Source organism: Streptomyces sp. NPDC045695, from assembly GCF_056432025.1.
Genome location: NZ_JBWKJU010000006.1, coordinates 298448 through 311257, shown reverse-complemented (window position 1 = coordinate 311257; position 12810 = coordinate 298448). Strand labels below are relative to the sequence as shown.

Annotated in this window: 6 protein-coding genes and 1 pseudogene; 1 reads left to right on the top strand and 6 read right to left on the bottom strand. The window is 68.7% G+C overall.

The features are described from left to right. Positions 1-40: 40 nt before the first annotated feature. The 6 genes and pseudogenes from AC07DU_RS14155 to AC07DU_RS14130 form a co-directional block, all read right to left on the bottom strand. On the bottom strand, positions 41-2206 hold the full coding sequence (locus AC07DU_RS14155; RefSeq protein WP_479111531.1) for a hypothetical protein: 2166 nt from the start codon (positions 2204-2206) through the stop codon (positions 41-43). 98 nt (positions 2207-2304) lie between these two features. Beyond that, positions 2305-5670 (bottom strand): PLL family lectin, encoded by a 3366-nt coding sequence (locus AC07DU_RS14150; RefSeq protein ID WP_479111529.1) that lies wholly within the window; start codon positions 5668-5670, stop codon positions 2305-2307. Positions 5671-6228: 558 nt separating this feature from the next. Beyond that, positions 6229-7611 (bottom strand): annotated as a pseudogene (locus AC07DU_RS14145) (IS1380 family transposase). Positions 7612-7868: 257 nt separating this feature from the next. Beyond that, positions 7869-8339: an Ig-like domain repeat protein gene (locus tag AC07DU_RS14140; protein WP_479111527.1), complete on the bottom strand. Its 471-nt coding sequence runs from the start codon at positions 8337-8339 to the stop codon at positions 7869-7871. A 329-nt stretch (positions 8340-8668) separates the two neighbouring features. Then, positions 8669-9724, bottom strand: a complete 1056-nt coding sequence (locus AC07DU_RS14135; RefSeq protein WP_479111525.1) for an IPT/TIG domain-containing protein — start codon at positions 9722-9724, stop codon at positions 8669-8671. 219 nt (positions 9725-9943) lie between these two features. Beyond that, positions 9944-10687, bottom strand: coding sequence for an IPT/TIG domain-containing protein (locus AC07DU_RS14130; protein WP_479111523.1), 744 nt, complete (start codon positions 10685-10687; stop codon positions 9944-9946). A gap of 673 nt (positions 10688-11360) precedes the next feature. On the opposite strand from AC07DU_RS14130, the gene AC07DU_RS14125 reads away from it, so the two are divergent. Next, positions 11361-12677 carry an ice-binding family protein gene (locus tag AC07DU_RS14125; RefSeq protein ID WP_479111521.1) on the top strand — a complete coding sequence of 439 codons (1317 nt, stop codon included), beginning with the start codon at positions 11361-11363 and terminating at the stop codon, positions 12675-12677. Positions 12678-12810: the final 133 nt, after the last annotated feature.

The window sequence follows — 12810 nt, the reverse complement described above, 5'->3', positions numbered from 1 at the left end:
CAGCCCTGGGCGGCTGAACGCTTTGCAGCCGGCGCCGGACTCAGCTGGAGGTTAGGGTCAGTCTGCACCAACCGCAGCCGACCGCGTTGTCCGATCCCCAGGCCAGGAGGGTGACCGACTGGTCGTCCTGGACGGTCGCCGGTGCGGTGTAGACGGCCGTGGTGGTGCCTTCGGTGAAGGCGACCGTGCCCATGCCGGTGGGGTAGACGCACCAGGAGAAGCGGTCGAGATCGTCGGAGGCCGCGGTGAGGGTCACGGTGCCGCCGGCGCTCACCGTCGTGCTTGACGCCGTGACCGTGACGGTCGTCGTGGTGGCGAGCTGCACGGTCGCCGCCACGCCGGACGGGCCGGGGCTGATGGTCACCGTCTGGGACTGCGTCACGGAATCCGGCGCGGTGTAGATCCACTGGCCGGTGCCCCAGCCCTGCTCCAGGGTGCCCACGCCCGACGGGGAGAGCGTGCAGACCGCGCCATCCACCGGATTGCCGTCGGAGTCCACGACCACGAAGTCGTAGCCCTGTCCGGCGGTGAGGGTCAGCGCCGTCGGCGTGACGATCCGGTCTGATGAGGGCGGCGCCGGGGCCAGCAGCACCATGGCGCGCCCCACCCGAGAGCCGTCCGCCTGGTCGATCGCGGTTACGATCACCACGCCGGGCTGCTGCACGCTGTCGGGTGCCTGGTACAAGCCGGTCGGGTCGAGCGCGCCGAGCGGTGGCTGGACCTCCCAGTCGACCGCGGTGGTCGATCCGGCGACGGTGGCGCCGAACTGCTGCTGCCCGGTCGGGGTGAGGGTGACGGTGGGCGGGCTGACGGTGAGGACGGACTCCACCTGGCCGGTCAGGGTCAGGTCACCGGGGACGGCCACGGCCGTGAGCTGCAGGACCTGCTCGGAGGGGAAGAGAAGGTTCTGCAGGGCGAAGGTGCCGACGTCGGGCAGGGTCACCTGCTGGAGGACGGACTGCAGGGCCGACCCCAGGGAACTCTGGATGTCGTCGGGCAGGAAGTCCGTGGTGCCGCTCCAGAAGCTGCTCCACCCGCTTCCCGTGTTGTCCGGCGCCAGCGTGCACTTGGTCTGCCCGACGAAGCTCACGATGCCGGTGGTGGGGTCGGCATTCGCGGTGTATGACGTCGTGACCGTCCCGTCGAGGTCGCAGTGGTTGACCGAGAATCCGGGCACGATCTTGCCGACCTCTTCGGCCGGGTCCCCGTTCGGCGGGGCCGGGGGGTTCAGGGCCATGGAGAAGTACTGCTCGAACGAGCAGGTGAAGGTCGACACGAGATCGGTGCCGTCGCTGACCAGGGTGAAGGTTGCCGGCTGGAGGGTGACGTCGTCGTAGTCGGCGCTGTCGTTCGAGGTGTAGGGGATGTCGGGCTGGCCGGGCCAGGGATTCGGGAAGCCGCCCAGGTCCAGGGTGCCTCCCGAGCCGTTGATCCGGTAGCTGCCGTCGCTCTGCTGCTCGGCGGTGAACGTCGTGCCGATGTTCTTGAATTCCTGGGTGAGGGTGGGGGCGATCAACGAGGTGAACAGGAGGTCTCCTGACACCAGTAGCGCAGCGGTGTCGCCCTCGGGAAGGGGGTAGGGGGACAGGGGGCCGACGGTTCCGCCGCTGCCAGTGGTCCTGATGAGCAGCAGGACGGCGCCGTCGCCGGGCAGGTCGGGGTTCTGCTGGACGACGAAGTCGAACTCGGACGGTGCCAGGCAGCCGGACAGCCCGTCCGGGCCCTTCTGGATCTCGCCGAGGGGGTAGCTGGTGCTCTGGGTCCTGAAGTAGGTCTGCAGGGCGGAACTCATCTCGGTGAGCACTTCGGATTCGGGATCGATCCCACCGATGACGGGCTGGAAGGCGGCCGCGCCGAGGTCGATCCCCACTCGGCCGAGTGAGTCGTCGACGGTGCCCTGCATGCCGGTGAGCGTGACGGGGCCGTTCAGCCACGAGGATCTCGGTTCGAGCGGCAGGACGTTGCGCACCACTCCTGCGGCGGGGTCGACGCGCAGGACCCTGCCCGTCACCAGGAACATCGACAACTCGCACTGCGGCTCGTCGCCGTCGTCGGAGAAGGAGAAGTCCGGCGGCCCAAGGACGGTGTCGACGACCATGAGGTCGTCGCCGTCGGGGAACGCCACCCGGATCGGGCGTACGGGGCTCGTCGGCCCCTCCGCGAGGTACTGCTGACGGAACACGGCCGAGATCTGCACCGCGTTCATGGCGCACACCGCGTCCCAGCCCAGCAGATCGGGTTGCCCGCCGTCGCCCCGCGGGCCGGGTTGCCGCGGCCGTGCAGCTTTCCGCTTCGCCGTCTGAGTCATGGTCCCGTCGCTTCCAGGATCTCTAGTGATCCGCCGCCCACGTATCCCACGTAGTCGATGAGGCATTTCGCGGTCACGCAGTACGGTCCGATCGCACTGTTGCGAATGGCGCTGAAATTCAGGAACGAGAAGATGCCGGGCAACGGCAGGAGGTCCACGATGGCGATCTGCTCGCTGTCGAGGTCGTCCTCGAGGATCTGGTACGCGCCGACGCACAGCCGCCCGAGGCCGACCAGGGTCATCACGACCGCACCGATGTCCCTGGCGTTGGGCCCGACCTCTTTCTGGAGCAGCTGGATCGTGGCCATGGGCACCGCCCGCATGACGAGGACCAGCGCGACGAGTGCGATCGCCCCGCCTTCCAACATCTGGGTGAACGGCAGCCCGTTGAACAGTGCCCAGATCGCGCCGGCCCAGGTCATCCTGATCAGGCCGAGCCACCAGGGGGTGTCGGGTCCCAGCAGATCGGCCTCCAGGGACGGGAGGAAGAAGAGGGCCTGGAGGATTCCCCCGGCGATCTGGTAGCTCTGGGGCACGGTGCCGGCGAGGATGCCGTCCGGGGAGAAGGTGCCGCTCGGGAAGGGTTCGGTGTCCACGCCCTCGATCAGCTTGTACAGCACGGTCGTGGGGAACGCCGCGAGCAGCGCGGTCAGCGCCCCGACGGTCAGCTGCCCGTCCTCGGGGTACCCGGCGGCCTTGGCCATCCACTGCCACAGCGTGTTGAGCGGGCCCCAGCGCAGCTCCTGGGAGAGCAAATCGCTCAGCCCGTCCATCGCGGCGTCGCAGAGGCCGGCGAAGGCGTCCGCCGTCGCGTCGGCGAGGTCCAGCCCGGTGAAGGCGAGTCCCTCGACCGCGGCCAGCAGGTCGCCGATCCCTTGGCCGGCGAACTGCTCCGGATGCTCGATCAGGGTCTCCAGCGCGCCAGCGAGGTCCGCCATCGCGCCGGTGAAGTCACCCTGAGCGTCCGACAGTTGCGTTGCGAAGGCTTGCCACGGGCCCTGCGCGGGCTGATAGGCGGCCACGCCGGGGTCATCAGGGGCCTGGGCCCCGACTTTGTCCTGGAGCCAGTTGTGATGGACGTTCTGGGAGAAGTCGGCCGGTGTGGCTCCGCCCGCGACGACGGTGGTGGTGCTCGGGGGCGGCTGCTGGTAGGCAGGGAGTTGGCCGTACGGCGTCTGGCCCGCGGCGCCCTTGGCGGCGCCGAACGCCTGCGCGACCGCCTCCTTCTGTTCGGCGAACCATGTGTCGGCGGCGCTCTGGTAGTGCGCCGTGAACTGCTTCACCAGGGACGGTATCTGACTCATGGCGCTCTCGATCGCCAGCTTGCTGCGCCAGATGGCACCGAAGTCGAACAGTGCCCGGAGCCACTTGACCACCTTGTCGATCTCGGCCTCCACCCAGGCGAACACGCCGGATATGAAGTGCGCGGCCTGTTCCAGCCCGGCCACCGCCAGGGTGATGCCCGCGGCGATCTCCTCGCCTATCTGCAGGGTGAACCGGGCGACCTGGTCGATGGCGCTCACCACGACGTCGGCGATCTTGATCAGGCCGTTCTTGATGCCCTCCCAGACGTCTCCGGTCCACCGTTCGATGTCGTTCCAGAAACCGCCTGGCCTGCCGCCCTCCTCGGCCAGCGCCCGGGCGAGTTCCTCCGGGGTGTGCAGCATGGTGAATCGGGGCCCCGCGTCCCCGCCGCCCGGGCTTGTGGTCTGCAGCCGGTATCCCGCCACCCCGGAGGGCGTGGTGCCCAGACCGCTCATGGCGGTGTTCCGGATGGCCGCCGCCGCGGCCCCGGCTGTGCTGCCAGTGGCGCCCGGCGCCAGTTGCGCACCGTCGACCTGCGCCGCCGCCAGCGTGGCCCCGTCGGCGTCGAACTGCGGGAGCGGCCCGCCGGGATTCGTCGGATTGAGCGTGCCCTGCCCGGACAGATAGGTCAGCACTCCCGAGCCGGGCTGCACGACGGCCGCCTCGGCGAGTCCCTCGGCGGCCAGCGACAACCTGGGGGCGGCCAGTCCGGCCGTGGTGAGCATGGCGAGGGTGACCTTGCCCAGTGCGTCGGTGGTCAGGTCCACCGGGTCACTGCCCACGGTCACGGTGACGCCCCCACAGGACAGCTCGCACGCCGAACTGCCCTGCGCCGCCGCGAGGGTCACCGGGTACTGCGGCACCGGCGCGCCGTTGGCGTCCATGACGGTGACCTCGGTGCGGTAGCGGGTGACCTCGTAGGCGTTCGGGGACGAGGTCAGCACCGTGCCGCTGCGCCACATCTGGGTCTGCGGATCCTGCATGTGCAGCCGCAGCGACCCGACGGCCGCGTCGATGGCGAACAGGCTCGGTGCGTCGGCGGGACTGCCCGAACTGGCCACGCCGGCTATCCCGCTGTCCAAGGGGATGGGCGGCGACCAGTTGGGCGTGCCGTCGTCGTTCCACGGTACCTCCGGGTCCTGGTGGAGTACCCAGAGGTTGAGCGAGGTGTCCTGCACGTAGATGTGCAGCGTGCCGTCGGTGGAGACGTGCCCGACGGCCGAGGCGGTGGACAGGGCGGGTCCGGCGAGCGGCTGCACCACGGTGACGGACGGGGACTGGGCCCACAGGTTCAGGGTGTCGTCGGTGTCGACGAGGGCGAAGACGGCGGTGTTGACCGCGGCGCTCCAGAAGCCGACCACGACCTGCTTCAGCGTGCCCTGGTACTCCGGCAGCGAGGACTGGCGGGCCTCGGGGTCTCCCAGCACGCCGACCACCAGCATGGGTTCGCCACCGAGGTCGGCGACCAGGGTCCAGCTGGACTCGTCGCTCAGGACGAGCTGGAAGTCCCCGGCCAGGCCGCTGGGAAGGGTGCACACGGTCGTGGTGAACGTGCCGCCGGGCGTGGGCTGGTAGCAGGTGGCCAGGTTGCCGTCCGGGTCTGCCCCGTACAGCACGAGACGGCCAGCAGGCGTGTAGGCGGTGTGCAGGTTGGACACCGACGAACCGCCGACCGGTTGCGGATCGCTCCAGGTGAGGCCGTCCGACTGCAGTCGGCTGGTGTGGAGCGTGGCGCCGTCGGAGAGAAATCCGAAGACCGCGGCCTGCGGGCTGTCCGGGTAGGCGACCCCGGCGGCGACCTCGGCCGCTTCGAGCCCGCCGAACGGTGTCCGCATCGTCCAGCCGGTGTCCGTCGAAGGGTCGCCGGCGATGTGCGCGAACTGCGGTGTCTGCGAGTCCTCGACGGCGACGACGGCCAGTGCCTCGGTCCGGTTGTTGCCCAGTACGCCACTGCCTGTGGGATTGACGAAGACCCCCACCGGAGATGCGCTGGTGGTGTCGACCGGGATCGTGTCCGCGGTGACCAGATCGTGGCTGAGCACCTGCGAGATGTTCACCTGTAACGGCGTCGCCGGCGCTCCGGCGGCTCTCTGCAGAGTGTTGCGTTCGGGTGCCGTGGTGGTCGTGACCATGGCTCCTCACATTCACCGGATCATCGGAGCGTGTCAGGATGCGGCCCTTCGTCCGGCAGGCGAGGCGATCCCACGCTTGGTCCTCACCGGTTTCCCACCGGATTACGGGATGGAATCGCCTACCCGATGGGCGCCCGCGACTCGGGCTCAGCAGTGGCATGCTCCGCGGTTCACCGTCGGCACGGTTCTGCTGCATCGTTGCTGTCGGTGCACACCTCTACGGGGGGCCTACTCACTGTGGTATCGCAGAGCCGCTGTGTTCGCAAACGCTGAGCCGCGGCATCGCGGTCCGGTGACGGGATTCGGGCGTTAGCCTCGATCTTGCATGAGTCCCCGTCAGCTTGCTGACGGGACTTTGTGTCTGTGCGGTGGGTCTTTTCGGGGCTGGAGCAGGCTGGGGTCCCGGCTCTCGCGTCGGGTCGGCGCCGGGTTCCACTTCGCCGGTGTGGTGGTGGGGGTTGTTCTGATGGTCGAAGTGGCTGGTCAGCCGGGGTTCGGGAGGATGCGGAGCCTGTCGATCGCGTGAGTGATGACGTCGGTCCAGGGCCATCGGGCCGTGAAGCGCAGCCAGTGGCGGCGGCCGGTGTTCACGAACTGAGCGGCGGCGGAGAACAGCCGCAGGCGGAGCTTTTTGGGTTCCCAGCGGCGGCGGGTCTTACCGGTCAGAGCGAGCATGGGCATCCAGGCGAGGAGGTCGAGTGCGAGGGAGACGATCTCCAGCCAGATCCGGTTCTGCGCGGTGTCGTGCAGGGGCAGATTCCGCAGACCGGTGTCGCGGGCGCTTCGGATGCGGTCCTCGCAGCGTGCCCGTCTGCGGTGACGCAGTTCAAGGTCGGCGAGCTGGCCGCCTTTGGTGTTGGTCGCGAAGCAGGTCAGCCGCAGCCCGTCGAGGTCGGTGAACCGCAATTGGGCGCCGGGATGCGGGTGTTCCTTTCTGACGATCAGCCGCATCCCCTTCGGCCACGTGCTCAGGTCGGGCATGTCGGTGATCTCGGCGACCCAGGCGCCGGGCCGCGCGGTGCCGCCCGCGTCGTAGGCCGGCGTCCACGCCTTCTTCGGGATCTTCAGAACGGCCTGGTGGATGGCGTCGGTGATGGTCATTCCGACGGAATACGACAGCCACCGGCCTGGCCTGGAGAGCCAGTCGAGGAAGGCGTGGGTGCCGCCGGCGGAGTCGGTGCGGATCAGCGTCTGGTGTCCCCGCCGCAGGTGTCTGGGGAGTTGGGCCAGGGCGAGTTGGGCGGTTTCGATGTGGTCGGCGGCGGTGTTGGAGCCGGCGTTGCCGGGCCGCAGCAGGGCAGCCACCGGCTCTCCGGAGCCGGCTTGGCCGTGGTCGACGAATGCGACGAGCGGGTGATGGCCGAAGGTCTTCTTCCAAGTTGCGGTGGCGTCCTGCTTCTCGGAGTGTGTGAGGACGAGCACGCCGTCGATGTCCACGATCACGCTGCCGTCGGCGGCCGGGCCGTTCGTCCCGGCCAGTTCCCAGACCCGCGCGCGTACTTCGGCTCGGGCCGTGCGGATCGCGGTGAGGGCCTACGGTCCGGCTGCGGCGAGGGCGTCGATGAGCCGGGAGACCGTGGGGTCGGATGCCACCGGACCGAACACGTCGGGCTCGGCCCGCAGCATGGCAACGTCGGCGAGGCAGTCGCCACCCAGCGCTGTTGCGAGCGCGACATCCAGCAGGACCTTGCCCGGGTCGTGCACTGTCCGCGGCTTGCGCCACGGCGCCAGTGCCGCCGATATCGAGGTGTCCAGGCCCACCTTGCGGACCGTCTCGACCAGCAGCACCGCCCCGGCCTGGGAGACCGCCCCGTGGCCGCCGCCCTCGACGCGGACACGCGGGTACAACCCGATACGCTTACTCACCTGGAGAGTGCTTCTTTCCGTGCAGCCAACGGGACCCTAGACAAGTCCCATCGTTGCAGGTCAGAAGCACTCTCCGTTTATTTGATCAAGGCATGGACGCTCATGAAAGCGCAAGGTTGGCCCTTGCCTGGGTGGCCGTGGGGTGGACGTCATGTTGCTGTGCTCGCTCAGGTGGGAAGGTGTCCGGCGTAGCGTCCTGCGTAGCAGGAGAGAACGCGTGACCGTGCCGGGGCAGTGCCGCTGAGCCGTCAGGGAAGTCAGTGCACTTCGATGTTGTTGTTGATGTCACCGACCGTGAAATTGATCAGGCCGCCGCAGGCGAGTAGGCAGAACCCGTTCGCAGGTGGCGTGGGGGGGACGGGTGCGGGCGCCGCTGAGACCATGACGGCGGTCGTGTTGCTCGAAGCGAAGCAGTTTTCGTTCCCGTTGTATGCGGCCGTGATTGTGTGAGTGCCGGTGGTCGTGAAGGAGGTCGTGTGCTCCGCTTGTCCGTCCGCGCCGAGGGGCACGGTGTTCAGGATGTCGCCGCCGTCGAAGAAGGTCACGCCGAGACCTCCAGTGGGGTCGGCCGCACAGGTGACGGTCGCGGCCAGTGTCACGGGTACCCCGACGTTTGCTGCTGGGGGTGACGCTGTGACCGTCGTCGTCGAGTTGACAGCTGCTGCCTCTGCCGGTGAAGCGAGGCCCACTACGGCGGCCAGCGCCAGGATGGTGCCGGTCTTCCACATTCTTCGGCCTTGCCAACGTCTCACGGTTTCGGCTCCTTGATCGATCCGGGCGGAGGTCCGCCATGACTGGTCGGGGAGCGTCACGTTACGCCGTAGGTTCTCGCACTCCTGGGAGGCTTGGGCCTAGTCAACCCGCTTGGGCCAGAGGCTGGCGGGGCGGGGAGCACGGTTTCGCAGATTCACGGACGGTGATGCGCAACGGTCCCTTGTTTGTCTGCAGACTCGCCCGGCGTCGAAGCATTCGCGCCCAAACCAGAAACGAAAACCGGCAAAGAGCCTCCGGGAAAAGGGTCGGCACCCGTGTCGTCCAAGCGGTCTGGAGCGCCGATCTAGATCAGGGGAGAGGCGACACGTGTGTAGGTGAGGGAGTTGCTGGTGCCGCCGATCGTGGTCACGTTGACGGAGACGGGGCCGGGTGCCCCCGCTGGGGCGGTCGCTGCAACGGTGGTGTCGGACAGCACGTTGAAGGCTGCGGGTGCGGCACCGAAGTGGACGGCGGTCGTGGTGGTCAGACCGCTGCCGGTGAGAGTGACGCCGGCTCCGGCGTCGGTGGGCCCCTGTGTGGGGGTGAGGGAGCCGAGGGCCGGTGGAGTTACGTAGGTGTAGATGACGGAGTTGCTGATGCCGCCCGGGCCGGTGACGGTCACGGCTACGGAGCCCGCTCCTGCGGGGGTGACGGCGGTGATCTGGGTGGGTGAGTTGACGGTGTAGTTGGTGGCGGGTGTGCTGCCGAAGGTGACTGCCGTGGTCCCGGTGAGGTCGGCCCCGGTGAGGATGACGGTGGTGCCGCCTGAAGACGGTCCCTGGCTCGGCGAGACGGTGGTGAGGGTGGGCGCGTTGAGGTAGAAGAAGTAGACGGGACCGGTCGTACCGCCGGGCGTGGTGACGGTGATGGGTACGGCGCTTGTTCCTGCGGGGGTGACGGCGGTGATCTGGGTGGGTGAGTTGACGGTGTAGTTGGTGGCGGGTGTGCTGCCGAAGGTGACTGCGGTGGCCCCGGTGAGGCCGGTCCCGGTGAGGATGACGGTGGTGCCGCCCGAGGACGGTCCCTGGCTCGGTGAAGCAGCGGTCAGGGAGGGTTGTGCCGCGTAGGTATAGGGGACCGAGTTGCTGGTTCCGCCGGGCGTTTTGACGGTCACGGCAACGGTGCCGGTTCCGGACGGGGCTACTGCGGTGATCTGCGTGGGGGAGTTGACCGTGTAGCCGAGGGCCGCTTTGGTGCCGAACATGACGGCGGTGATTCCGACGAAGCCGCTGCCGTTCAGGACGACGTTGTTGTTGCCTGCCGCAGGGCCCGTGCTGGGTACGGCCGCGGTGAGAACGGGTACGGCGGCGATGACGGCGGTGGGCCGGACCGCTCCCGCCGCGGGGGCGCTGTCTTTCACGGTGTCTCCGTAGAGTGTCGGGCGGGCCCGGGAGGGCAGCGGAGAGAGCTGACGGGTATGCCCTGCCTCTGCCTCTGCTTCTTGGCGGGCGGGGGGCGGTCAGGCCCCCGGCCCGGGTGGGGTTTCCGGGTCGGGGGCCTGGGGGCGGACGGGCCCTGATGGGCTATCGCGTCCGCTCCAGACGGGCCGGCCGCTGAGGGGCCGGCCGCTGAGGGGCGGTCAGATGCCGGGGCCGGCGATGTAGGTGAACGCGTCCGCGAGGATGGCGCTGCCTGCGTCGTTGGTCACGACGACGTCGACGGGACCGCCGGTGCCGGGAGGCGTGACGGCCGACAGCGAGGTGTCGGAGATCACGGTGAAGGGTGCCGGGTTGCCGTCGAAGGTGACCTGGTTGGTGCTGGTGAAGCCGGTGCCGGTCAGGGTCACCGCGGTGCCGCCGGACTCCGGTCCCTGCGCCGGGACGACCGACGTCACCGTCGGGGCGGGGACGTAGGTGTACGAGAGCCCGTTGTTGGTGCCGCCGGCCGTGGTGACGCTGACGCCGACCGAGCCGGCCGCGCCGGCCGGTGCGACGACCGTGAGCTGGCTGTCGGACACCACCGTCGGCACCGCGGTGTTGGCACCGAAGGAGACGCTGGTGGCACTGGAGAATCCGGTGCCGTTGATGGTGATGACGCCGCCGCCCGCGGTCGACCCGAAGGACGGGCTGAGGGACTGCTTGAACGGCGCCCCGACGTAGTAGAACGGGAGCGGGTTGCTCGTCCCTCCCGGGGTGGTCACGGTGACGCCGACCGCTCCGGTGCCGGAGGGGGAGACGGCGGTGACCTGGGTGGGCGAGACGTTGGTGACGGAGGTGGCGAGTCGCGTACCGAAGCGCACGGCTGTGGTGCCGGTGAGGTTGCTGCCGGTGATCGTGACTGGTGTGCCGCCGCCGCTGGATCCCTGGTTCGGGCTGATAGGCATGAGTGTTCCTCCTCGCTCGGAATGCGGTACATTGCCGAGCAGTGACGGGGCGTTCGGTCCGCTTACGTCCCGGATGAGGGCGAGCCTGCTCTCGTGTCCACTGGCCAAGTGGCATCTCGATGGCCTTGCGCCGATGCCCGGTCGACGGTCTGCAGCCGTCGGCGCTGTGCGCAGGGCCTGTCGAGAAGTACAGCCCGTCAGACGTCAGTTGCCGCCTGATCAGGGGGCTTGCCCGTGTCTGTTTGCGGACTCGAATGCCGCTGATACTGACACGAGAATCAACCCAGCAGAGTGACAGGCCGACAAGGCTTTCGGCGCAGAATCAGCCGTTCAGGTGAGCGTCACGGCGTGAAAAAGGGGCACATCGGCGGCGTATTGCCGATGATCTGCTTATATGCTAATTCGCTGCAACATCCGAGATTGTTGCGGTGCCGAAACCGCGGGCCCGGGGAACGTCGCGCTCTGCCAAGGAAGCAGTCGCCGCGCGGCACGCGGTGTCGGCTGGATACGCACCTGCGAACACGTACCTCATTCGGGTGACATATGCCCTCAACTCTTGTCATGTGCGTGGGCCAGTGGGCTACTCCGAAGGGGAGAACCACTGCGGCCACCGGTGCGGGGACCGGCCGACGACGCAGCCCGCCCGATCGGCCGACAGACTCAGGAGCGCCCCATGGCGGTCATACCGAACCAGGGATCCACGGGTGGGGGCGACGCGGTGACGCTCACCGGCAGCCATTTCACCGGCACCACCAGCGTGCTCTACGACTCCCGCCGGGCTGCGAGTTTCACGGTCCTCAGCGACTCCACCACCGCCACCGTCACCCCCTCCGGCCACGGCGCCCTTCCGGTCTCGGTCACCACCGCTGGCGGAACGGGCGTCGTCGGAAGCTTCTACTACCTGCCGCCACCCTCCCTCCGCCTCCTTCCGCCCCCCGCCGGCCCCTTGGCCGGCGGCAACACGGCGACCCTCACAGGACTCGGCCTCTACACCACGTACGAGGTCCTCTTGGGTGCGCAGGCCGCCGCCTTCACCGTCGACTCCGACGGTCAACTCACCGCCACCGTCCCTGCAGCTGCATCTGCAGGTCCGGTGACGATCACTGTACGAACCAGGGGCGGAACCGCCGGTGGGGTCGTCTACACCTATCTCGACTCGCCGTCCGTCACTGCCATCACCCCGGACAAAGGGCCGGTGGACGGTGGCAATCTCGTCGTCCTCACCGGAACCGCGTTCTCCTACACCACTGGCGTCACCTTCGGTGGCACGCCCGCCCTGTCCTGGCGGATCGCCTCCGACACGGAGATCCACGCCCTGCTCCCAGCGGGAGAACTCGGCCCGGCCGACGTCTCCGTGGTCACTCTCGGCGGCACCGTGACCGCTTCGGACGCGTACACCTATCTGGGACGCTTCGCGGTGCTGGGCGGCGCGTCGGTCACCAACACCGGTCCCTCCGAAGTCACCGGGGATCTCGGGGTGAGTCCGGGAACGTCCGTCACCGGATTCCCGCCCGGTCAGGTTCACGGTTCCATCCACATCGCTGACGCTGACGCCCTTCAGGCTCACGCCGATGTCATTGCCACCTACGACACTGCCGTCGCCCAGCTCCCGGACGCCGGCCTTTCCGGAGACCTCGGCGGCCTGACGCTGACTCCCGGCGTCTACAACGCCCCCACGTCCCTCGCTCTCACCGGCACGCTCACCCTGGACGCCCAGGGCGACCGCAACGCCGAATGGGTTTTCCAGATCGGATCCACGTTGACCACGGCAACGGCCAGCCGCGTGCTCCTCATCAACGGCGCCACGGCCAGGAACGTGATCTGGCAAATCGGAAGCTCAGCCACTCTTGGCACCGACACCGCCTTCGCGGGAAGGATCCTTGCCCTGACATCCATCACCGTGAACGCCGGCGTAACCATCCAGGGACAGGCCCTGGCCATCAACGGCTCGGTCACCCTCGACACCAACACCATCACCCGCCCCTGGTAATGACCACGCCTGTCCGGGTGCCCGCCGCAGGCACGTCACTCTCGGGCTGCGCCACTGCCCCACTGAGGCTGGAGCAGGCGGATGCTGTGCCAGGAAACACGTCACGGCTTCGCAGTCGGCTGAGCAGCCTGGG